Annotated in this window: 23 protein-coding genes, 6 tRNA genes and 1 pseudogene; 9 read left to right on the top strand and 21 right to left on the bottom strand. The window is 27.4% G+C overall.

What is annotated here, in order from left to right; genetic code table 11:
* Positions 1-80 precede the first annotated feature (80 nt).
* The 19 genes from QZ429_RS02015 to tig all read right to left on the bottom strand — a co-directional run bounded on the left by QZ429_RS02015 (position 81) and on the right by tig (position 13,426).
* Positions 81-911, bottom strand: coding sequence for a phosphorylcholine transferase LicD (locus QZ429_RS02015; RefSeq protein WP_291950307.1), 831 nt, complete (start codon positions 909-911; stop codon positions 81-83).
* Positions 899-1,576: an NTP transferase domain-containing protein gene (locus QZ429_RS02010; RefSeq protein ID WP_291950305.1), complete on the bottom strand. Its 678-nt coding sequence runs from the start codon at positions 1,574-1,576 to the stop codon at positions 899-901. Before QZ429_RS02010 ends, QZ429_RS02015 begins: the two co-directional genes overlap by 13 nt.
* Positions 1,573-2,439: a DMT family transporter gene (locus QZ429_RS02005; protein WP_291950301.1), complete on the bottom strand. Its 867-nt coding sequence runs from the start codon at positions 2,437-2,439 to the stop codon at positions 1,573-1,575. Before QZ429_RS02005 ends, QZ429_RS02010 begins: the two co-directional genes overlap by 4 nt.
* Complete coding sequence (locus QZ429_RS02000) at positions 2,432-3,328, bottom strand: choline kinase family protein (protein WP_291950298.1); 897 nt, start codon at positions 3,326-3,328, stop codon at positions 2,432-2,434. Before QZ429_RS02000 ends, QZ429_RS02005 begins: the two co-directional genes overlap by 8 nt.
* Positions 3,329-3,779: 451 nt before the next feature.
* Positions 3,780-3,864: transfer RNA gene (locus QZ429_RS01995), tRNA-Leu, on the bottom strand.
* Positions 3,865-3,868: 4 nt separating this feature from the next.
* Positions 3,869-3,945: transfer RNA gene (locus QZ429_RS01990), tRNA-Arg, on the bottom strand.
* A gap of 17 nt (positions 3,946-3,962) precedes the next feature.
* Positions 3,963-4,039 (bottom strand) — tRNA-Arg (locus QZ429_RS01985).
* A 3-nt stretch (positions 4,040-4,042) separates the two neighbouring features.
* Positions 4,043-4,119, bottom strand: a tRNA-His gene (locus QZ429_RS01980).
* A 15-nt stretch (positions 4,120-4,134) separates the two neighbouring features.
* Positions 4,135-4,212, bottom strand: a tRNA-Pro gene (locus QZ429_RS01975).
* 73 nt (positions 4,213-4,285) lie between these two features.
* The gene (locus QZ429_RS01970) at positions 4,286-4,990 is read right to left on the bottom strand and encodes a TerC family protein (RefSeq protein WP_291950295.1); all 705 of its coding nucleotides are present in this window, start codon (positions 4,988-4,990) and stop codon (positions 4,286-4,288) included.
* A 40-nt stretch (positions 4,991-5,030) separates the two neighbouring features.
* The gene (purN, locus tag QZ429_RS01965; protein WP_291950291.1) at positions 5,031-5,603 is read right to left on the bottom strand and encodes a phosphoribosylglycinamide formyltransferase; all 573 of its coding nucleotides are present in this window, start codon (positions 5,601-5,603) and stop codon (positions 5,031-5,033) included.
* Positions 5,594-6,940, bottom strand: a complete 1,347-nt coding sequence (locus tag QZ429_RS01960; RefSeq protein ID WP_291950287.1) for an NAD(P)H-hydrate dehydratase — start codon at positions 6,938-6,940, stop codon at positions 5,594-5,596. The genes purN and QZ429_RS01960 overlap by 10 nt, the downstream gene beginning before the upstream one ends.
* Positions 6,924-8,264 (bottom strand): DNA recombination protein RmuC, encoded by a 1,341-nt coding sequence (rmuC, locus tag QZ429_RS01955; protein ID WP_291950284.1) that lies wholly within the window; start codon positions 8,262-8,264, stop codon positions 6,924-6,926. The genes QZ429_RS01960 and rmuC overlap by 17 nt, the downstream gene beginning before the upstream one ends.
* A gap of 1 nt (position 8,265) precedes the next feature.
* A complete protein-coding gene (locus QZ429_RS01950) occupies positions 8,266-8,949 on the bottom strand; it encodes an NYN domain-containing protein (RefSeq protein WP_291950281.1) in 684 nt (227 codons plus the stop codon).
* Between the two features lie 9 nt (positions 8,950-8,958).
* A complete protein-coding gene (locus QZ429_RS01945) occupies positions 8,959-10,467 on the bottom strand; it encodes a YifB family Mg chelatase-like AAA ATPase (RefSeq protein WP_291950278.1) in 1,509 nt (502 codons plus the stop codon).
* Positions 10,464-10,985: a peptide deformylase gene (gene def, locus QZ429_RS01940; RefSeq protein ID WP_291950275.1), complete on the bottom strand. Its 522-nt coding sequence runs from the start codon at positions 10,983-10,985 to the stop codon at positions 10,464-10,466. The genes QZ429_RS01945 and def overlap by 4 nt, the downstream gene beginning before the upstream one ends.
* Positions 10,986-10,995: 10 nt before the next feature.
* Positions 10,996-11,511, bottom strand: a complete 516-nt coding sequence (locus QZ429_RS01935) for a hypothetical protein (RefSeq protein WP_291950272.1) — start codon at positions 11,509-11,511, stop codon at positions 10,996-10,998.
* An 8-nt stretch (positions 11,512-11,519) separates the two neighbouring features.
* The gene (clpP, locus tag QZ429_RS01930) at positions 11,520-12,110 is read right to left on the bottom strand and encodes an ATP-dependent Clp endopeptidase proteolytic subunit ClpP (RefSeq protein WP_291950269.1); all 591 of its coding nucleotides are present in this window, start codon (positions 12,108-12,110) and stop codon (positions 11,520-11,522) included.
* Positions 12,110-13,426 carry a trigger factor gene (gene tig / locus QZ429_RS01925; protein WP_291950266.1) on the bottom strand — a complete coding sequence of 439 codons (1,317 nt, stop codon included), beginning with the start codon at positions 13,424-13,426 and terminating at the stop codon, positions 12,110-12,112. The genes clpP and tig overlap by 1 nt, the downstream gene beginning before the upstream one ends.
* A 109-nt stretch (positions 13,427-13,535) precedes the next feature.
* Between tig and folE the strand changes: the two genes are divergently transcribed.
* From folE to QZ429_RS01880, 9 genes are all read left to right on the top strand, one after another.
* The gene (gene folE, locus QZ429_RS01920) at positions 13,536-14,108 is read left to right on the top strand and encodes a GTP cyclohydrolase I FolE (RefSeq protein ID WP_291950263.1); all 573 of its coding nucleotides are present in this window, start codon (positions 13,536-13,538) and stop codon (positions 14,106-14,108) included.
* Entirely contained in the window at positions 14,108-15,415 is a 1,308-nt protein-coding gene (fliI, locus tag QZ429_RS01915) for a flagellar protein export ATPase FliI (RefSeq protein WP_291950260.1), read from the top strand. The genes folE and fliI overlap by 1 nt, the downstream gene beginning before the upstream one ends.
* A 51-nt stretch (positions 15,416-15,466) precedes the next feature.
* The gene (locus QZ429_RS01910) at positions 15,467-15,961 is read left to right on the top strand and encodes a hypothetical protein (protein ID WP_291950257.1); all 495 of its coding nucleotides are present in this window, start codon (positions 15,467-15,469) and stop codon (positions 15,959-15,961) included.
* A gap of 49 nt (positions 15,962-16,010) precedes the next feature.
* Entirely contained in the window at positions 16,011-16,190 is a 180-nt protein-coding gene (locus QZ429_RS01905) for a putative motility protein (RefSeq protein ID WP_291950254.1), read from the top strand.
* Between the two features lie 77 nt (positions 16,191-16,267).
* Positions 16,268-17,419 (top strand): hypothetical protein, encoded by a 1,152-nt coding sequence (locus QZ429_RS01900; RefSeq protein ID WP_291950251.1) that lies wholly within the window; start codon positions 16,268-16,270, stop codon positions 17,417-17,419.
* Between the two features lie 116 nt (positions 17,420-17,535).
* The gene (locus QZ429_RS01895) at positions 17,536-18,711 is read left to right on the top strand and encodes a NifS family cysteine desulfurase (protein ID WP_291950248.1); all 1,176 of its coding nucleotides are present in this window, start codon (positions 17,536-17,538) and stop codon (positions 18,709-18,711) included.
* A gap of 10 nt (positions 18,712-18,721) precedes the next feature.
* Positions 18,722-19,693 (top strand): iron-sulfur cluster assembly scaffold protein, encoded by a 972-nt coding sequence (locus QZ429_RS01890; RefSeq protein WP_291950245.1) that lies wholly within the window; start codon positions 18,722-18,724, stop codon positions 19,691-19,693.
* Between the two features lie 83 nt (positions 19,694-19,776).
* A complete protein-coding gene (gene nhaA / locus QZ429_RS01885; RefSeq protein ID WP_291950242.1) occupies positions 19,777-20,940 on the top strand; it encodes a Na+/H+ antiporter NhaA in 1,164 nt (387 codons plus the stop codon).
* A gap of 82 nt (positions 20,941-21,022) precedes the next feature.
* A tRNA-Glu gene (locus QZ429_RS01880) sits at positions 21,023-21,097 on the top strand.
* A gap of 28 nt (positions 21,098-21,125) precedes the next feature.
* Here QZ429_RS01880 and QZ429_RS01875 read toward each other — a convergent pair.
* Positions 21,126-21,737: a trimeric intracellular cation channel family protein gene (locus QZ429_RS01875; protein WP_291950239.1), complete on the bottom strand. Its 612-nt coding sequence runs from the start codon at positions 21,735-21,737 to the stop codon at positions 21,126-21,128.
* 141 nt (positions 21,738-21,878) lie between these two features.
* Positions 21,879-22,079 (bottom strand): annotated as a pseudogene (locus tag QZ429_RS01870) (hypothetical protein); the annotation flags it as partial.
* Positions 22,080-22,082: the final 3 nt, after the last annotated feature.

Below are 22,082 nucleotides of genomic sequence, written 5' to 3'. Positions count from 1 at the left end.
AAATAGAATAAAGAAGCTAAAGAGTAGTAGGATATTTCTCAAAGAAATATTAAAAGTAGTAGTAATAAATTTAAAATAGTTTATTTTGCGATAAAATATTTTGATGAACGATCCAATTTTAAATATTTATCATTTTTATAACACTTAAAAGTATGATGTGAAATTCTACTATTTTCAGGCGGTAATTTCATATAATCACCATAATATTTTTTCAAATGTTCATCATAGCCATTCATACAAGGAAATTTTCTACCTTCAAAAGAAAGATTAACTATATCATTAAAATATTCTTTAGGCATAATAAAATGAGTCGATTTTGTATATTCACTTATAAATAAAGCTATATTTTTGCAGTTTTCATTTGTATATTTTAAACGCCATTTTTTTAAAAATCTCATAACTTGTTTATCTAATATATTGGCAAAATAAAGAAAAAAGTTTTTCATAAAAGCAAATTCATTAGATCTCTTCACAAAAGATCTAGTAAGTTTTTTTAAAAATTTTAATTTTTTTGATGTTTTATAAATTAAATTAAAATCATCTGGAACAAAATCGTAAATAAAAATATCAATGAAAATAGGGTGAATTTGATGTTGAAAATCTTCTATCAAATAATTGGTATCATAGAGTTTTGCAAATTCATAAAAATGTTTAAAATCTTTATCATATAAATTAGAAAAAATAATATTATCTGTATCTTTCCAATATTTTACAAATTTATCGTATTCATCATAATGCATATAAATATCAATGTCATCATCCCACGGAATGAAACCTTTATGTCTTACTGCCCCTATTAGTGTTCCACCACCTAAAGAATAAATAATATTATGTTTTTTACAAAAACTATCAAAATACTCAAGTAAATTAACTAATGCTTTCTTTTGCTCATCTAAAGCTATCTCTTGCATTTATTTAAAATCTCCTCGTATTCTTTTAAATTATCCATTTCATAACAATTTTTCACTTCTATTGCTTGTATTTTTAAATCTGAAATTATATCTAAAACTACATTATCCCAATACATTTTTTTATCTAACAAATAAGTAGGTATTAAAAACTTTTTCAAATTTTCTTTTATTTTTATACAATCACTTGCACAAAAATAAGAAACTCCAAGCAAAGCCAATCCATTTGACAAAGAAGTATCAATATCTACTATAAAATTTTCTTTTAATTTTACATACCATTCACCCTTGGCACTTCTTAAAATGCAATAATACGTGCTAAATAATTGCTTTTGCAAAAAAATATTTTCATCTAAAACCACATCACAATCAATCACAAAGCTATCGCTAAAAAAATTACTTACTTTAAAAAAAGAATAAATACTATTATATTCCTCATATTTTTCATTAAAAATTAATTCCACATTATATTTTTCTTCTAAGTATTTAAACTGCTCCTTTAAATGCCCTACAACTATATAAATTTTATCAATTTTAGCCTTCTTAAGATAGATAATAGTCCGCTCTATGTTTGCAACACCACGCACTTTAAGCATAGCCTTATGAGTTATTTTTGAAAGCTCTTGAAATCTACTTCCAAGTCCAGCAGCTAAAATAATAGCATTCAATTTTTATCCTTTTTTGAAAATAAAACTAAATTTGCTCCAATAAAAATCAAAATAACTAAAATAATCTGCTTAAAATCAAACTCTTTTTGTATCAAAACAAGCCATATTATATAAGAAATATTTAACATCATAGCTTTGATTATTCCGATTTTTGCAATAGCAAAATAATACAAAAAATAAGATATCGCCCAAGAAAAAATAAGAAAAGAAAAAAAGACAAAAAAATACAAAGAGTTAAATTCTTGAAAAATAAAATTTGATTTTTGAGTTAAAATTAATATTGCATATCCAAAGCTGGCTCCAGTTTGTCTTGCATAATAAACACTCGTAGTTGGTAAAGTTTTTAAAACAATTGAACTTAAAACCAATTCTATCCCCCAAGATAAAGCACATACAAAAGCTAAAGTTAATCCTAAAAAATGGGAGTTAAATCCATCAAAAAAAAGTAAAAATAAAGCACTAAAAGCTAAACACATACCCAAAAAACTCAATATATTTAACTTTTCTTTTAAAAATATAAATGCTAAAAAAGTAGCAAATATAGGATATAAACTCGTAATAGAAGCACTAAGACTCAAGCCTATAAACAAAATAGCATTAAGATAACAATACATAGCTACAGGTCCTGCAAGAAATCCTGCAAGAAATGGCAATATAAGTTCCTTTTTAAAGACAAAATATTGTTTTAAAAATAAAATAGAAAAAGTTAAAAACAGCCAAGGAATAAACTCTATACAAAAAAGTAAAACAAAAATAAGATAAGAGGAATTAACAAAATTATCAACAATTTTTACATAAAAAAATCCAGCAAGTGCCCAAAAAAGACCAGATAAAATCCCCGCAATATAGCCTAGTTTATTCATTTAAATTTAAACTTTCTAATTGCTTATAAGCTCTATTGATTCTTACAAAACCATAATCTCCATAAAATTCACCATTTTCTTCTTTTAAAGCTGTCCAAAGAGTCCATAAAACATCGCAACAAAAAGCATAAAAATTCAAATGCTGTCTTTCTTTTTGAGTGATTTTTCGACCAAAATAGCTTTTTAAAAATACCTCTTTTAAATCATCACTTAATCTACTTTCTGTCATAAAATTTGCAAGCTCCCATAAAATATCACCTTTTCCTGAATACTCCCAATCAATAAAATAAATTTTATCTTTTACTAAAATATTTTCAGGGACAAGATCATTATGACAAGGATAAAGATGGATATTTTGCTTTTGAAAATATGTAGCGATTATATTAAAAGCTTCTAAAATGTGTCCCATTTTTTTATGATATTTGTAAAAAATATTCTTTTGCTTTAATAAAGAAAAATATTCCTTATAAATATCAAAAATATTAAAAGTATTTTTAAATTCTAATTTACTCTCGTGGAATTCTTTAAGTTTCAAGGCAATCTGCCTTAATATATTTTCATTTCTTACGCTTTTATGGTCAAGTGCATAAGAGTCATTTAAAAACCTAGTTATTTTAATCCCGGTTTTTTCATCAAAATAAATACTTTCTACACTAAATTTAGCTTTGCTTACTAAATAATCATTAAATTTTTCATAATCTCTATGTATAAGTTTGTTTGTTTTTGTATTTGCAAGTCTTAAACAATAACTATCTATACACCCCCCCCCATTATTGATAATCTTTACAAGATAATTTTGATTTGTCATACCACCAATTTTTTCTATACTAAAAATTTTATCTTTTGAAATTTGAAAAATTTGAGTTAAAATACTTTGAATTTTTTTCATTTTAGCCTAAAGTTAATAATTTATGTTTTTTAAAAGAATATAAGCTTGATATTTCAATTTTTCTTAACATACACTTTTATTACTTTATTTATTATAAGACATTGATAATTAATATAAACATAATAAACATAAAATCTATTTATATTTAGGCAAGCATAGATATTTTCCTAGAAACTTCTTTTTTATTAAATAATATAATCCAAACTTGTCATTTTAGCCCTTTTAATTTTAGAAATTTAATTTGAGTTGTTTCACACTACAACTTAATATGTATTTAATATTTAAATTATCATATTCTATAAAATATTTAGATTGTTTTTAATAAATAAAAACTTTATACAATTTATTTTGGTAATTAAGGATATAAGTTTGAAAAACAAAGCAAGATATGATGTATGAATTAAATATCAATGTTAGCACTCTATATAAAAAATATAAAATTCAAATATAGTGGTGCGGATGAAAGGACTTGAACCTTCACGCATTGCTGCACCAGATCCTAAGTCTGGCGTGTCTGCCAATTTCACCACATCCGCGAAGTGGTACGCTCAAGAGGATTCGAACCTCTGACCTACGGCTTAGAAGGCCGTTGCTCTATCCAGCTGAGCTATGAGCGCATAAAAAAATAAGGGCTTGGTGCGCCCGATAGGAATCGAACCCATAACCTACAGATCCGAAGTCTGTCGCTCTATCCAGTTGAGCTACGAGCGCTGATGGGGTGAGTGATGGGAATCGAACCCACGACCCTCAGGACCACAATCTGATGCTCTAACCGACTGAGCTACACTCACCATTTGATAAAAAAATGGTCGGGGTGAAAGGATTCGAACCTTCGGCCCCTTGGTCCCAAACCAAGTGCGCTAACCAGACTGCGCTACACCCCGATATATATAAAAAAATAAAGCTGCATTCTACATAAAAAAACATTAAAAGTCAAGATAAGAAAGTATTAAATATTTACTTCTTACTTGCAAAAATATTTAAAATTTCTACTATTAAAGAAAAACCCATTGCTGTATAAATATAAGCTTTATTAATATGCAAATCAAAACTCTCACATACTAAGATAAACCCTATCATAACCAAAAATACTAATGCTAAAATTTTAATACTTGGATATTTTTCTACAAAATCAGAAATTGGCTTAGATGCAAATAACATTACTAGCACCGCTATAATTACTGCCATAATCATAATCTCTATATCTTGTGCTATCCCAATTGCTGTTATAACGCTATCTAGTGAAAATACAATATCCATAATAGCTATTTCAGCCACTACTATCCATAATTTATTGCTAATTTTTATATTAGAATATTCTTCTTTGTGTATGATTTGTTCTTTTATCTCTTTAATGGATTTAAAAATTAAAAATAACCCTCCCAATAAAAGCACTAAATCTCTACCTGAAATTTCATTATTCATTATACTAAATAAAGGTGTAACAAGTTTCATCACCCAAAAAAGTGAAAGTAGTAGCAATATTCTAGTAATCATTGCAAAGGCAAGACCTAAAATTCTACCTTTGTTTCTAAGATTGGGTGGTAATTTACTAACTAAAATTGCTAAAAATATAATATTATCTATACCTAAAACGATCTCTAGGGCTGTTAATGTAAATAAAACAATCCAAGCATCAATATTAAAAATCCATTCAAACATTAAATTTCCTTAAAAAAGTCGTAATTATAGTGATAAAAAATTAATTATTTTTAAAGATTTGCACTATAGTCGAAGGTAAAATTTTATGTTCTAAAATATGAATTTTTTCTTCAAACTCTTCAAAATTTAATTTTTCTTTCTCAAAAGCCTTTTGAGCTATGATTTTACCTCCATCAAGCTCTTCATTTACCCAATGCACGCTTACACCAGCTACTTTCATATCACTTTCATAACTTTCTTTGATAGCATTTGCACCTTTAAACAAAGGCAATAAAGAAGGATGAATATTAATAGCTTTTATATTTTGCGTAAAAATAGGGCTTAAAATCCTCATAAAACCGGCTAATATAGTTAAATCTACTTGGCTTTGTTTAATAAGCTCTACCAATTTTGCATCAAATTCTTCTCTAGTTTTGAATTTTTTATGTTCAATAACAATGGTATTTATATCATATTTTAAAGCTCTTTGTATGCCATAAGCGTCTTGGTTATTACTTATACAAAGCACAACCTCAAAAGTATTTTTATCAAAAGTTTTTTTATGTAATTGTTTTAAGATATTCTCTAAATTACTTCCATTTCCACTAAATAATATCGCAAGCTTTATAAGCATTTTAATCCTTTTATTAATTTTAAAGCATCAAAACTATTTTTGTTTTTATTGTATTTTTTAGCGATTAAAGCGTGTGCTAAAACAGCATTTTTTGCTGCTTTTAAAGCACTAAATTTAGCACCAAGTAATGCTGCTATCATACCACTTAATACATCTCCACTTCCGCCCTTTGCTAATGCTTCATTGCCACAATTAATTACATAAACTTTTTCTTTTTGTGTAATTATGGTGTTAGCTCCTTTTAAAACTAATACACAATCATACATAGAAGAAAATTTTAATGCATAAAAAAAACGTCTTTTTTGAATATTTTCTACACTAATTTCCTCATTAAAACATAATTTTAAAAGACAAGCAAATTCTTTAGGATGAGGGGTAATTACTACATCTTTTCTATTTAAATGCAAAAGTAAATTTTTACTTTGAAAACAATTTGCATCTAAAACAAGTGGAAATTGTTTTAATATTTTATCTTTTAATATTTCTAAATTTTCAAGCCCCATACCCAAAGCAGCAGCACTAGCATCTTTGTTGATATTTGATTTTAGCATAAGTAATGGCGAATAACTACTCTTTGCCACCAAAGATACAAGCCCTGCTCCAAATTCTAAAGCACCAAGTCCTGCTAAAGTACCCGCACTTTCACTCGCACATATATAAATGTGTCCAAAATTTCCTTTATTTGAAGTTATATTTCTACTTATAAGTTTTAAGTCTTTTTTTTGAAGTAAAAAACTTTGAGTTGTAAATGATTTAAATTTTAATCCTAAATTTGCAAGCTTGATTTTACCTACATATTCTTTAGCAAAATCTTCTAACATATTCTCTTTAATCACACCCATACATAAAGTAAAATCCGCCTTAAAACATACTTCAAATCCAATTCCACTTGGAATATCACATGCTATTTTTAAAGCTTTAGTTTTATTAACTTTACGTAGTATCTTTTGCAAATTTTCATCTAAATTTTTGTTTAATCCACTTCCAAATATACAATCTACAATGATATCAAAATGTTTAAAATCTGGCTCTTTTTTTAAAAATTTATAACCAACATTTTTTAAAATTTGAATTTGCTTTTGAAACATTTCACTTTGTTTATAATCAAAACAATATGCTTTAGATTTTTTAAGATGCCTAATAGCAACCAATCCATCTGCTGCATTATTTCCTCCACCAAGTAAAAATAATATTTTCGCATTTTTAAATTTTTTACTTTTTTTTAAAATAAACTTTGCAAGTTTTATCCCTGCATTTTCCATCATAATGAGTTCATTTAAACCTTTAGCACAAAGCTCTTGCTCAAATTTAGTATTATCTTTACATATTGCTATCATTGTTTATTTCTTGTTGAATTAATTTTTGAGTTTTAGCACCAAGATCTTTGAGTTTTATAATCCTTGAAGCGATATTACCACTACCATGAGTTAATTTAGTCTGCATATTATCTAAGTTGGTATTTAATTTTCTAACATTATCTTTAATCTTTTCAAAATCATCTAAGAGTCCAGCAAATTTATCGTGGAATTTACCAAGTTCTTCAAATGCTTTTAAAATATTTTCATTACTTTGTATATTTTTCCACGAAATATTAATCGTATTAAGTGCCATAAAAAGTGTATTAGGTGTGGTAATATATACCCTTTTTTTATAAGCATATTGATAAATTTCAACATCTATACTCAAAATTAAATCTAAAATATTTTGATAAGGTATAAAGAGTAAAACAAATTCATAAGTATGTTTATCAAATTGCGTATAAGGTTTTTTAGCTAACTCATCAATTCTTGATTTTAAATTATACGCAAGCTCTTTTATAGTTTGCTCTCCAAGCTCTTCAAAGCTAAAGTTATTTGGCAAAGAAAATTTAGCATCGATAATAATACTTTTTTGTTTATCTAAAAAAACTACAGCATCTGGTATATAAGTTTTATCATCATCTTTAAATTTCTCTTGTAATTTATATTGAGTACCTTCAATCAAACCACTATTTTCCAATACAGATTTAAGTTGCAACTCTGCAAAATTCCCACGAATTTTTTTATCACCCTTTAAAATTTTTGCTAATTTTTCAGCATTTTCTCCCATATTTTGACTAAATTTAAACATATTGTCTATATTTGTTTTTAAACTTGTTTCATTTTGTGAAAGTTTTTCACTATATTCTTTAACACTTTTTTTCACAGGTAAAAAAATTTCTTCTAATATTTTTTTTGCATCCTCATTAAACATAAGTTTATTTTGATTTAAAATACTAGTATTTTGCTTTTGCAAATTTTGCTCAAATTCATATTTTAATTCCAATAAATTTTGTTTATATTTTTCTTCAAGTTGCTTTAAGCTTCTAGCATATTCTTCTTTTATCACATTGCGTTCTTGTAAATGCAAATTTAAGAATTCTTTTTGACTTTGCTCTTTTTCTTTAAGTCTTGCTTCTAATGCCTCATATTTAGATAAAATGACCATTTTTTCTTCATTAAGCTTAAACTTTTGCTCTAAAAGATCTTGCTTTTCTTGCTCTAAAATAATATTTTGATTTTGCATTAATGTGTAATTTTGATTTAAAATTTCAAATTTATTTTTTTCTTTTTGAATTTTAAAAATAAACCATATTAAAGACAAGCTTAAAACGCTTAATAAAGCAATCAAAATATTGTCCATACTAACCTTTTATTTTTTCAAGAAAATATATATTTTTTTCATTTGCTTCTCTAAACTGCTTCATTTTAGGCAATAATTCTTTTACTAAAGCTCTAAAATTCTTAAAATCAAAATTTTGTGGAGTAAAATTAGCATGTTTTCTATTCATATTTGATCGTATTTGAGCATATTCTGCACGACCTTTTTCTTCTATAAGAGCTTCTGTAATGTCGATTAAATCTTTAATATATTCTTTGTCAATAGCTTTATCCTTAGAATCATCTTTGTCAAGATAAAAAAATTCATTAAAAGAATTTACATATGATTTTACAGCTTGTTTTAACCCCATACCTATAACTTGTTTTTTAGCTTCTTTGAGTTTTTGAATTAAACTTGTATAATCACTATCACTTGAAGCAATTACAAAAATATCTATATCTTTTTCATAAAAAACACTCATAATTTCAGTAATTAAATACATATCACTAGAATTTTTATTGGCGATAAAATTAAATTGTTGCATAGCAATGATAGAATACTGCGCAATTTGTTCTTTCCAATTTTGTATATTTTTTTGTGTCCAATCTCCATAAATTCTTTTAATTACAATCTCACCATATTCAGAAGCTATATCAAAAATAGACTTAGCATATTTTGAAGGAATATTTTCTGCATCAATAAATACGGCGATACTTTTATTTTCCATACTATACTCCTATAAATTTCTCATTCTAAAACTTAAAGCTTTAAGTAAATGTGATTTTGAAATTTGTTCTTTTTGTTCTAAATCAGCAATAGTCCGTGCAACCTTTAAAGTTTTATTTATCCCTCTTTGAGAAAGACCATATGAACTAACTGCTTTGTCTAAAATTTTTTGAGCATCATAATCAAGTATGCAATATTCTTTTACTTGCTCTTCATTTAATTTAGCATTAAATTCATATTGATTTCTTTGTTTTTGAAAAACAAACCCATTAAAAACCATTTCACTCATTTTTTTAGAATCAAAGCTTGGCCGATCTTCATATGAAATTTCGTCCATAGCAACATAAAGATCAATCCTATCTAAAATAGGTGAAGAAATTTTATTTTTATATCTTTTTATTTCATTTTCTTGACACTGACAAATTTGATCTTTTGAAAACAAATTGCCACATGGGCAAGGATTTTGAGCACATACAAATAAAAATTTAGTTTCATAGACTACTTTGTTATTTACTCTAGAAATCAAAATTTTATAATCTTCTAATGGCTCTCTTAAGCTTTCTATGATTTGTTTAGAAAAATGTGGAAATTCATCAAAAAATAATACTCCACCATTTGCCAATGCTAATTCTCCTATTTTAGCACTTTTAGTTCCTCCTCCAAAAATACTTGCCCTAGTACTTGTATGATGTGGATTTCTAAAAATTCTACTAGAATTTAAATCATCATCTAAGGAATTTAAAGATTTATACGCATTTTGAGAAAGAATTTCTTTTAAATTTTGAGGTGGCATAATATATGAAATTCTTTTAGCACACATACTCTTACCACATCCTGGACTACCTTCAAATAAAATATTATGCATACCAAGAGCAGCTACTATACAAGCAAATTTAGCATTTTCTTGCCCTTTAACATCTTTAAAATCATACGTAAAAATTTCATTTTTAATATATTTTTGTCCTTGAATTTCTACAGCTTTTGAAAACAAAGGATGAGCATTTTCAATACGATAATTTTCATAATTTTTATTTTTAAAAAATTCTATAGCTTGAGTTAAATTTTCTAAAGCATAAATTTGTAAATTTGGTATCATAGAAGCTTTCAAAGCTATAGATGTTGGAACCACAACTTTTGCACATTCTAATTTAGAACTTAAAAAAAGCAATAATGAAAACATTTTAGCCGTGCTTTTAATATTTCCATCTAAACCAAGCTCTCCAAAAACAAAAAAATCATCTAAATTTTCTTTTTGAAATAAAATTAAAATAGCTATAGCTAAATCAAAATGCGATCCATTTTTTGGTATATCTGAAGGACTAAGATTAATGGTAATTTTTTGGGCTGGAAAAGAAAAATTTTGACTTAATAAAGTAGCCTTAACCCTCTCTGTGCTTTCTTTAATAGCTGAATTTGGCAACCCGACTATATTAAACCCTGGGAGACCTCGAGTGAATGTTGATTCTACCTCTATAATATCAAGTTGTTCAGAAAAACTTGCACATTTTAGCTTTTTCATCTCGTTTTTTTAAAATTTTTCTTAAATTCTTTGTCAAATTTCTTACGCTTTAAAAAAGAAAGTTTTTCTATAAATAAATGCCCATCAAGATGATCAACTTCGTGCTGGATAGCAACAGATAAAAAATCACTAGCTATTAAATTTTGTTTTTCACCAAAACGATTTTGATAATCAAGCCTTATGTTTTTATAACGCATTATATCCTCATAAAAACCAGGAATACTCAAACAGCCTTCATTACACGAAATCACTTCATCATTTAAAGCAGTTATAATGGGATTTATAATTTCTATAAGTGTTTGTTTATCTTTTTGCTCACCTTCTTCATTTCCAATATCTATAATCAAAACTCTCAAGGGAACATCAACTTGAATGGCAGCTAATCCCACACCTTTATTTTCTATCATAGTTTCATACATATCATCTAACAAAATATGCAATTGTTTATCAAATTCTTTCACTTCTTGCGACTGCAAGAATAATCTAGGATTTGGATAGGTAATTATTTTTCTTATCATAGTTATCTTTCTATTGCAAATCTTTTCTTATACCTTCTAATACCAACACTTCATTTTGATTATACTGCAAACTATACATTAACTTAAATTTCTTTATCTGCAAGAAAAAAATTAAATTTCCTAATACTTCTAAGAATTTATTGATAGCTTCTTGCATTTTATTTGAAATCATATGTGATACAATCATAAATATATCTTTATAATAAATTACAATATATGGAATATTTTTAACAAAAATCTTACAACTATTCTTCAAATCAAAACTACTTTGTTTTTCTACTTGCTTATAATTTTGTCCTGTTTTATATTGCTTTAAAATATTTAAAAATATTAAAAAATTAATTTTTAATACCAAAATAAGATTAAAAATTAATAAGCTTAAGAATGCACCATAATTAGTAAAAATTGAAAGCTTGTTATTTTTTACAAGCTCTATATCACTAATTTTTTGAATTTTTATAATTTCTTTTACAAAAGATAAATTATTGAGTAAATTTACATTGGAAAATAAGTCATTGTTAAACATCACTCTTCCTATTTAAAACTCTTTTCTAACACCTTATCTATCAATCCATATTCTCTAGCTTCAATCGCACTCATAAAAAAATCCCTATCTGTGTCTTTTTCTATTTTAGACAATTTTTGCTTCGTATTTTTAGCTAAAATATCATTTAAAATTGATTTTAATCTCAAAATTTCTTTTGCTTGAATTTCTATATCAGTTGCTTGACCTCTAGCACCGCCGAGTGGTTGATGTATCATTATTCTTGAATTTGGTAAAGCAAAGCGTTTTCCTTGTGTGCCACAACTTAATAAAAATGCACCCATTGACGCAGCTTGTCCTATACAAATAGTGCAAATATCAGGTTTAATGTAATTCATAGTATCATATATACTAAAACCACTTGTTACAACCCCACCTGGTGAATTAATATAAAGATAAATGTCCTTTTGCGGATCTTCAGCTTCTAAAAATAATAATTGAGCTACTATAGAAGCGGCAAGATCATCGTGTATCTCGCCACTTAACATAACAATCCTATCTTTTAAAAGTCTTGAATAAATATCATAACTTCTCTCACCTCTACTTGTCTTTTCAACCACATAAGGAATATAAGAACCCATTATTTTTCGTCTTCTTTCTCTGTTTTCTTTTTATCATTTTTGAAAATATCGGCAAAAAGTTTTTCTTCTATTAATGCCATTTTAATTGCTGGTAATGCACCTTGTTTTTTATAATTATCTAAATGTTCTTGAGGATTAAAACCATGTCTATATGCTTCAAAATATATAGCTTGAATTAATTCTTGATCACTTACTTGAATATTTCTAAGCTTAGCTAACTCATCAATGATAAAAGTTAATTTTACACTTTTTTGCGCATCTTCTTTAAAACTCTCTCTTTTTTCTTTATATTTTTTTTCATCTTTAAATTCTTCTAACTCATCTTTGCTTAAATTTCTTAAAGAACTTCTAAATTGCATATCTACTTCTTGTTCGACTATATTTTTTGGTAGAATAAAATCAAATTTATTAACTAAAGCTTCTGCAAACTGATTTTTAAGCTCGTCATTAATAAGCTTGAAAAGTTTTTCATTTTTAATTTGTTCTTTAATTTTAGCATCAAGTTTTTCAATGCTAACATCTTTTTCATCAGGTAATAAACTTTTTAAAATTTCATCACTTAATTCAGGTATTTTAAGCTCTTGAATTTCATGAATTTTCACCTTAAATACAGCATCTTTTCCTGCTAAATGTGTTGCACCATATTCTTTTGGAAAAACTACATTAATATCCTTCTCATCACCTTTTTTAAGCCCTATCATACCATCTTCAAATCCTGGTATAAATTGTTTTGAACCAATTTCTAAAACATAATTTTGTGCTTTACCCCCATCAAAAGCTTTATTATCTATAAAACCTTCAAAATCAAATTTAACAAAATCACCTTCTTTTATCGCCCTATCTTCTTTAATCGTTTCAGGAGTTGCATATCTTTTTAATAATTCCTCTTTCTTAAGATCAATCTCTTTTTGAGTAACTTTTGGGGTGGTATAAGTTGGAATTAATTCTTCATAGCCTTCAATCTTTACCTCTGGTTTAAAAGATAATATCATTGTAGCTTCAATTCCATTATCTTTTCTATCAAAATTTTCAAAATATGGCTCGCCAACTAAATCTTTAGCATCTTTTTTTATATCTTTTAAAATACTATCTACAGCATTTTTTAAAAGATCTTGCTCTGCATCTTTTGTAAGTTCTTTTTTGTATCTTTTAATCACCGTAGCTACTGGAACCTTCCCGGCTCTAAAACCATCCATTTTAATCGTCTTAGATGCTTTTTTAGCTAATTTCTCAATTTCACTTTTAATAACTTCTTGAGTAATTTTAATAGTAGCATTTGCATTTGCAAAATCAAGTAATTTTGCTGTAACTTCCATAATATTCTTCCCTCTTTAATAAAATTTTCATAGTAATATACCAAATTTTTCCTTATCACTTTATATAAAAATAAAAATATGTTAAAATTTTCATTTTTATGGAGTAAAAATGCAAGAAAAATTTGAAAATTCAGTAAAAAATATGTTAAAACTTATAGGAGAAGATCCCTCAAGAGAAGGACTTTTAAAAACTCCTACAAGAGTTTTTAAAGCTTTTGAATTTTTAACTAGTGGCTACAAACAAGATCCAAAAAAAATTTTAAATGCTGCATTGTTTGAAAGTTCAAATAATGAAATGGTTTTGATAAGAGATATAGAATTTTATAGCCTTTGTGAGCATCATCTACTACCATTTTTTGGCAGAATCCACGTAGCTTATATTCCCAATAAACAAGTAGTTGGTCTTAGCAAAATTCCTCGCTTAGTAGAAGTATTTGCAAGACGCTTACAAATTCAAGAACAACTCACAGAACAAATTGCAGAATCGTTAATGGAGTATGTTGGAGCAAAAGGTGTTGGAGTTGTTATAGAAGCAAGGCATATGTGTGTTGAAATGCGAGGAATTCAAAAAGCAAATTCAACAACGAGCACTTCTGCACTAAGAGGAATTTTTCTAAAAAATGAAAAAACAAGAGAAGAATTTTTTACCTTAATTAATTCAGCAAAGCAGGTAAGATTTTAATGGCCTTAGAAAAACTTAGAAATAAAATTTCTTCTCAAAATCTTTCTAGTGTTTTTGGACAAATCACTAAAATATCAAGCACAAGCATAGAGATAAATGGTTTAAAAACTAGCATAGGTGATATTGTAAAAATAGTCTCAAATGAAAATGAAAATAAAGAAGCTATGGCTATGGTTGTGGAAGTAGATGAACATTTAAGCTATTTAAGTCCTTTTAGTTTTGTAGAAGGCTTTAAAATAGGTGATCGTGCTTTTATAAATGATGCAGGAATGCAAATAGGAGTAAGTAATGCGTTATTAGGGCGTGTAGTTGATCCTTTTATGCGTCCAAAAGATGGCAAGGGCCCCATAGAAGCTGACAAATTTATGCCAATAATGCGGGCGCCAATTGATGCGATGAAGCGAGGTTTGATAAATGAGGTTTTTTCAGTTGGCGTAAAGACTATTGATGCGCTTTTAACTTGTGGAGTTGGGCAAAAATTAGGTATTTTCGCAGGAAGTGGTGTTGGAAAATCTACTTTAATGGGTATGATAGTAAAAAATTCTAAAGCTCCTATAAAGGTTATAGCATTAATTGGGGAACGTGGAAGAGAAATTCCTGAATTTATACAGAAAAATCTTGGTGGCAAACTTGATGATACGGTTATTATAGTAGCAACAAGTGATGATAGTGCTTTAATGAGAAAATATGGTGCATTTTGTGCTATGAGTGTAGCAGAATATTTCAAAGAGCAAGGAAAAGATGTGCTTTTCATTATGGATAGCGTAACACGTTTTGCTATGGCTCAAAGAGAAATAGGACTTGCTTTGGGCGAACCACCGACTACTAAAGGTTATCCTCCAAGTGTTTTAAGCCTTTTACCTCAACTAATGGAACGCACAGGAAAAGAAGAAGGCAAGGGTACCATTACAGCATTTTTTACGGTTCTTGTTGATGGAGATGATATGAGCGATCCAATAGCTGATCAGAGTAGATCAATACTCGATGGACACATAGTGCTTAGTAGAGAATTAACAGATTTTGGAATTTATCCACCTATTAATATTCAAAATTCAGCTTCTAGGGTTATGAGTGATATTATTAGTAATGAGCATAAAATGTATGCAAGAAAATTTAAACGCTTAAACTCTTTATTAAAGGAAAATGAAGTATTATTACGCATAGGAGCTTATCAAAAAGGTAGTGATAAAGAACTTGATCAAGCTATAATGAAAAAAGATTTTATGCAACAATTTCTTAGTCAAAATCCAGAAGAGAGTTTTGAATTTGAAGACACTATAAATATGCTAAAAATGATTGAATCTTAGATTATGGAATATTTTTTGCTTATTTGTTAAGTAAAAAATAAGGATAAAATCGTGTCGAATATGGTGCTTTTAGATTTTGATGTCAATCTTGGATTAAAATATGCTGATATTTGTCAAAATATCTTTGAAAAAGAAATTTACACTCAAATGTTTTTTGAATACATTAGCTTTAAACTTACAGATAATGAAGCAGAATTAAAATATATGGATATTATCACTTCAAAAGATAGTTTTATAGTAAATTTTAAAATAAATAATCAAAAACGATCTTTTATCCTTAACAATAAAAACAATTTAAATAAAAATTTTAAAGCAAAAAAAATTACTCAAGAAGAATATCAAAGTGAAATTTCAAAAATTTATCAATTAGAAAAATATCTCAAATCTCAAAATAACCTTCAAAATTTTTCACAAAAATTATTTATACATATAAAAAATTTATTTAAAAATGCAAATGAATTTGAAAACTACATTGATATATTAGAAGAAAAAGAAACAGCTAAAAATCACCATCTTTTACAAAATTATAATTTTACTCAAGATTAATAAAATTTTGCCGATAATATACAAGAATCCAAAAAATAAGGAGTAAATTATGGGCGAAATTACTAACAATCAAGCAAGTTTAATGCTTAATATTGCTACAAATGTAATGAAAAAAACCATAGAAGCAAAAGAAAATGCAGTAATGCAAGTACTTGAAGGCGTAGATGCAAGCACTGCTTCGACTACTACTCCTACTAATAGTTCAGGATCACTTGACATTTACGCTTAATTTTTTCTCTTCTATTTAAAAATATTGGCATACCTTTTGCTTTTAGCAAAATAAGCAATATTTTTAAAAGAAGAGTTATGTTTATAAATTCAAATATTAGTCCTTATCAAAACTTTACAACACATCATTTTTTAAAATCAGAAAGAAATAATTTAAATAAAATAGATGATGATACCACTCAAGGTAATTTTGTAAATTCTAACTCTTTATATCCTAATGAACATAAAATAACTTATGCTAGTGAATTTGGTTTTAGAATAGACGAACGTGGTTTTTTTGAAAAAGATTTCAACAAAAGTGCAAAAATTCCTATTGAATATGATATAAATATCAAAAGCATTAGAGAAATTTCTAAACAACTTATTAAGCTAGATGAAAATTTAAACTATAATAAAATAGACTTACCAAAACTTTTAAATTCTTACCATAATACTTTAAAGACAATCAATCCAGAATTTCAATCAAATAATAATTCATATTTAAACAAGAGTCAAATTTTAAAATTAAATCAAGGTTATAGTTATGATTATGATGGAAAAATTTTAAAAATTTATGAAAATTCTCAAGACCTCTTAGACGCAAAAGATGCTAACAAAAATTTAAATACTTTAATGCTTGATAATAAAATAGGTGATTTTGCATTCAAATTAAGTGTAGAAAATACTTCAAGCAATCTTGTTATAAAACCTTATTTAAATAAAAATGCAGAAGTTTCTAAGAGTGGTTTGTTTTTAAATTACATATATAATGATATTAAAGAACAAAATAATAATAAAACAAATTTCTTTTTATCTCCTATAGAACTTGATTATTCTTCTAATATGAAATTTCAAAAACTTATGAGTGGAGAGTTAAAAGTAGATGATTATATTAATGAAAACAATAAAGAAAAAATGAGTTTTGATTTGTATCTTTACATTAATGGAGTGGATAAAAACACTACTTCAGAAGATAAACTTTCAGTTTTTTTTCAGCAATATATTAACTATCAACATAGTATCAATATGCAAGAATTTGCTAATTCAAGTTCTATTTACGAGCTTTACATAGGACAAGTTGATAAATACTTTCAAAATTTAAAAAATGATTTCAATACAAAAAGTGAAAATATAGATCTTGAAAAAATTAACTCTCAAAAAGAAAATCTAGATATGCAATTTTTAGAACATAGAAAAAAACAAGCTAGTATCAATAAAATTTTACATTCTTATTTAAACGCAATGGCTTAACTTGTGTTACAATATACTTAAAGCTATAAACTTAGTTTTTTAAAGTTAAATTTAATATTTTAGAGTATATTACGCAAAAAAAGATAAAAAGTATCCTAATTGACAAGGAGTGTATTTTGAAAGTATATTTAGATAACAATGCTACCACTAAACTCGCACCAGAAGCTTATGAGCTAATGAAACCTTTTTTTAAAGAAAACTATGGAAACCCTAATAGTCTTCATCAGTGGGGAAGTGCAACTCATCTTGCATTAAAAGAAGCTATGGATAAGCTTTATTTAGGACTTGGAGCTAATGATTTAGACGATATTATAATAACCTCTTGTGCCACTGAAAGTATAAACTGGGTTTTAAAAGGTATATATTTTGATAAAATCTTAAATTCAGATAGGAATGAAATTATTATTTCAAGCGTAGAACATCCTGCAGTCGCTGCAACTGCAATGTTCTTGAAAAAATTGGGAGTTAAAGTTATAGAACTTGGAGTAGATCATGAAGGGATATCCAAAATAGAAGATTTAAAAAATGTAATTTCAAATAAAACTGCCTTAGTGAGTATTATGTGGGCAAACAATGAAACTGGAATGATCTTTCCTGTAAATGAAATGGCTCAATTAGCACACGAGTATGGAGCCTTATTTCATACAGATGCAACACAAGCTGTTGGAAAAATAAAAGTAAATTTAACAAAAACTGAAGTAGATTTTGCCTCTTTTTCAGCACATAAATTTCACGGACCAAAGGGTATTGGTGGGTTATTTATAAAAAAAGGATTGAAATTAACTCCTTTATTACATGGTGGAGAACATATGGGTGGAAGAAGAAGTGGAACTTTAAATGTCCCTTACATAGTAGCTATGGCAGAAGCTTTAAGGATAGCTAATACTATGCTTGATTTTGAAAATTCTCACATTAGAAAATTAAGAGACAAACTAGAAGATCTCATTCTAACTATGCCTGATACTAGCGTAGTAGGAGATCGTTCAAGAAGAGTGCCTAATACAATTTTAGCTAGTATTAAAGGAGTAGAAGGTGAGGCAATGCTTTGGGATTTAAACAAAAATGGTATAGCAGCTAGCACTGGTTCAGCTTGTGCTAGCGAAGCACTTGAAAGCAATCCTATTATGGAAGCTATCGGTGCTGAAAATGATTTAGCTCATACTGCTTTAAGGTTGTCTTTGTCAAGATTTAACACTGAAGAAGAGATTGATTATGCAGCCGATCAAATCAAAAAAGCAACACAAAGACTAAGACAAATTTCAAGCACTTATGCTTATAAGCCTAATAATTAAAGGATAAAAAATGGCAAAAAATAATTTAATTGGTGGTTCAATTTGGGATGAGTATTCAAACAAAGTTAAAGATAGGATGAATAATCCTTTACATATGGGTGAATTTACCGAAGATGACGCAAAAAAAGAAAATGCAAAATTAATCATAGCTGATTTTGGTGCTGAAAGCTGTGGAGATGCGGTTAGACTTTATTGGCTAGTAGATGAAAAAACAGACAAAATTATTGATGCTAAATTTAAAAGCTTTGGCTGTGGAACAGCTATAGCAAGTAGTGATACTATGGCCGAACTTTGCATAGGTAAAAATGTAGATGAAGCAGTAAAAATTACAAATTTAGATGTTGAATTTGCTATGAGAGATACTCCTGATATTCCCGCTGTTCCACCTCAAAAAATGCACTGCTCAGTTATGGCATATGATGTTATTAAGCAAGCTGCTGCTCAATACAAAGGTATAAATCCAGAGGATTTTGAAGATCAAATTATCGTTTGTGAATGTGCTAGAGTTAGTCTTGGCACTATAAAAGAAGTAATTAAACTAAATGATTTAAAAAGTGTAGAAGAAATCACTCAATACACTAAAGCTGGAGCTTTTTGTAAATCCTGTATCAAACCAGGCGGGCATGAGAAAAGAGAATACTATTTAATAGATATTTTAACTCAAACTAGAGCAGAAATAGAAAAAGAAAAACTAATAAAACAAAGCAAAGAAGACCTTTCTTTTGATGAAATGACGACTATTAAACAATTAAAAGCTGTAGAATTGATTTTAGATAATGAAGTTCGCCCAATGCTACACGGAGATGGCGGAGACTTAGAAATTATTGATATACAAAAAAGTGAAAATAAAAATATTGATATATATATTCGCTATCTTGGTGCATGCAGTGGTTGCTCTAGCGGAAGTGGAGCAACCTTGTATGCTATAGAAAATATCCTCCAAGAAGAGCTTAGCTCTAGCATACGTGTTATTCCAGTTTAATACAACTAAATAAATTCATTGTATAAAAAATAAGCCTTTTATGATAAAATATTTATTTAATTAATATTTAAAAGGTTTATTTTATGCAAAAATTTCAAAATTTTATTCAAAGTGAAACTTTTCCAGGCGTTTTACTAATTTTCTTTACCGCACTTGCACTTATTTTACAAAATAGTTCATTAACCGATCAATATACAAATTTTTTAAATATTCCTTTTGGGATTCAAGTTGGAAGTTTGGAAATTTTTAAACCTTTGCTTCTATGGATAAATGATGGATTAATTGCTATTTTTTTCTTTGCTATAGGACTTGAGTTAAAATATGAAATCACTAGAGGTCAGTTAAATAGCATTAAAGCTATGTCTTTACCTGTATTTGCAGCTTTAGGCGGTATGGTAATTCCAGCATTGATTTTTGTATTTTTCAACTATCAAGACAACTTTGCTTTACGAGGATGGGCTATACCAACAGCTACAGATATAGCTTTTGCTGTAGGTATTTTAATGCTTTTAGGTAAAAAAGTTCCTATTTCTTTAAAGTTATTTTTGTTATCTTTGGCTATTTTTGATGATTTGGGTGCAATTATTGTCATAGCACTATTTTACACTAATGAGCTTTCAGTCTATGCAATGATAGCAGCTTTAATATGTATATTTATATTATATTTACTCAATCATTTTCATGTTACAAAAAAATCTTTTTATATCATTGTTGCTATAGTTTTTTGGATAAGTATGTTAAAAAGTGGAGTTCATGCTACATTAGCTGGAGTAATTACAGCTCTTTTTATACCTTTAGATACCAAAGATGGACAAACTTTTTTAAAAAATATCGAACACGATTTAATTCCTTGGGTAAGTTATTTTATTTTACCTATTTTTGCTTTTGCAAATGCTGGAGTAGATTTAAAAGATATGGACCCTAATCTTATATTTTCTTCTGTTAGTTTAGGAATTATATTGGGTTTATTTTTAGGCAAACAAATTGGTGTATTTATATTTTCTTATATAAGTATTAAACTAGGTTTAGCTAAATTGCCTCAAAATACAAATTTTAAACAACTTTATGGAATTTGTATTTTAACAGGAATTGGTTTTACAATGAGTTTTTTTATTGATGGTCTAGCTTATCAAAATAGTGATATATTTGCTTATTCAGATAGACTTGCTATACTTATTGCATCTTTTTTAAGTGCTGTTATTGGATATTTTTATTTAAAAATAATATACAAAAATAAAAAGTCATAAATAACTTTTATGACTTTTTATTCAGATTTTTTTAAAAAAAATAAGATATAATTTCCAATTCATAATTATAAAATCTACGAAAGGCCCATTCGTCTAGCGGTTAGGACATCGCCCTTTCACGGCGGTAACACGAGTTCGAGTCTCGTATGGGTCACCATTAGGTGTAAATACAAAATCTATTTTCTCTAGCTTTTCTTTAAGGAAAATATAGGTAATGATAATCCATAATATATGGCTAATAACCTAGCTATTGTTCCTATAGACAAAGAAATCAATACTACCCATAAATCACTTATTTTTAAAATATGAAATACATAATACAAAGCTCCAGTTAATATTGCTACACCAGCATAAATTTCTTTTTGAAAAACCAATGGAATTCTAGCACAGAGTATATCTCTTAAAATTCCTCCAAAAACACCAGTTATAACAGCAGAGCTCACAGCTATAATAAAACCATGGCCCATTTGGATAGCAATTTGAGCTCCTAATACACTAAATACAACCAATCCTATAGCATCTAAAATTAAAAATAATTTTTCAAGTTTTATAACATATCTTGCAATTTTTGTCGTAATTATAGCAGCAGCACAAATTAAAACTACATACTCAGGAGTTTTAATCCAAGTAAGAGGATGGTGATTAAGCAATATATCCCTAATAGATCCCCCACCAATTGCAGTAACTAAAGCAATAAATATCACTCCAAAAAGATCCATTTTATGGCGTCCTGCAGCTATTGCACCAGTCATTGCATCAACGGTGATTCCTATAATATAAAGTATAGTCAAAAGCACAAAAAACTCCTTCTTTGTGAAAAAGGATTAGTTTTTACTAACAACATCTATGGTATTTTTAGCAATAAGATTAACAAATTCAATCAAAGAGGCAAAACCTACACTAGAACAATTAACCTCACCTTGATTAATCTTTAAAAGATTAATATTATTTTTTATATATTTATAAATTTCATCTTTTTTATCAAGTTTAAAAAAAATAACTTCAGCTTTGCAATTTTGATTTTTTAAAGCATTTATCATTGGCATAGTATCTTTTCTATAATCATCTTCGCCTTTATCATTTCCACTTCTAACTTCAAAAAAACTATATTTTTTTTCACAATTAGCTCCTTTATAAATGCA

Source organism: Campylobacter sp. (assembly GCF_020024835.1).
Lineage (GTDB): Bacteria > Campylobacterota > Campylobacteria > Campylobacterales > Campylobacteraceae > Campylobacter_D.
This window is presented reverse-complemented; position numbering and strand designations above follow the sequence as displayed.

Bases quoted from the DNA above. Each gene is read 5' to 3' on its own strand.
- QZ429_RS01950 (WP_291950281.1), bottom strand. From the start codon at position 8,949: ATGGAAAATAAAAGTATCGCCGTATTTATTGATGCAGAAAATATTCCT.
- QZ429_RS01970 (WP_291950295.1), bottom strand. From the start codon at position 4,990: ATGTTTGAATGGATTTTTAATATTGATGCTTGGATTGTTTTATTTACA.
- QZ429_RS01960 (WP_291950287.1), bottom strand. From the start codon at position 6,940: ATGATAGCAATATGTAAAGATAATACTAAATTTGAGCAAGAGCTTTGT.
- tig (WP_291950266.1), bottom strand. From the start codon at position 13,426: ATGGAAGTTACAGCAAAATTACTTGATTTTGCAAATGCAAATGCTACT.
- fliI (WP_291950260.1), top strand. From the start codon at position 14,108: ATGGCCTTAGAAAAACTTAGAAATAAAATTTCTTCTCAAAATCTTTCT.
- rmuC (WP_291950284.1), bottom strand. From the start codon at position 8,264: ATGGACAATATTTTGATTGCTTTATTAAGCGTTTTAAGCTTGTCTTTA.
- QZ429_RS02015 (WP_291950307.1), bottom strand. From the start codon at position 911: ATGCAAGAGATAGCTTTAGATGAGCAAAAGAAAGCATTAGTTAATTTA.
- QZ429_RS01935 (WP_291950272.1), bottom strand. From the start codon at position 11,511: ATGTTTAACAATGACTTATTTTCCAATGTAAATTTACTCAATAATTTA.
- nhaA (WP_291950242.1), top strand. From the start codon at position 19,777: ATGCAAAAATTTCAAAATTTTATTCAAAGTGAAACTTTTCCAGGCGTT.
- QZ429_RS01900 (WP_291950251.1), top strand. From the start codon at position 16,268: ATGTTTATAAATTCAAATATTAGTCCTTATCAAAACTTTACAACACAT.
- def (WP_291950275.1), bottom strand. From the start codon at position 10,985: ATGATAAGAAAAATAATTACCTATCCAAATCCTAGATTATTCTTGCAG.
- QZ429_RS02000 (WP_291950298.1), bottom strand. From the start codon at position 3,328: ATGAAAAAAATTCAAAGTATTTTAACTCAAATTTTTCAAATTTCAAAA.
- QZ429_RS01945 (WP_291950278.1), bottom strand. From the start codon at position 10,467: ATGAAAAAGCTAAAATGTGCAAGTTTTTCTGAACAACTTGATATTATA.
- folE (WP_291950263.1), top strand. From the start codon at position 13,536: ATGCAAGAAAAATTTGAAAATTCAGTAAAAAATATGTTAAAACTTATA.
- clpP (WP_291950269.1), bottom strand. From the start codon at position 12,110: ATGGGTTCTTATATTCCTTATGTGGTTGAAAAGACAAGTAGAGGTGAG.
- QZ429_RS02005 (WP_291950301.1), bottom strand. From the start codon at position 2,439: ATGAATAAACTAGGCTATATTGCGGGGATTTTATCTGGTCTTTTTTGG.
- purN (WP_291950291.1), bottom strand. From the start codon at position 5,603: ATGCTTATAAAGCTTGCGATATTATTTAGTGGAAATGGAAGTAATTTA.
- QZ429_RS01890 (WP_291950245.1), top strand. From the start codon at position 18,722: ATGGCAAAAAATAATTTAATTGGTGGTTCAATTTGGGATGAGTATTCA.
- QZ429_RS01905 (WP_291950254.1), top strand. From the start codon at position 16,011: ATGGGCGAAATTACTAACAATCAAGCAAGTTTAATGCTTAATATTGCT.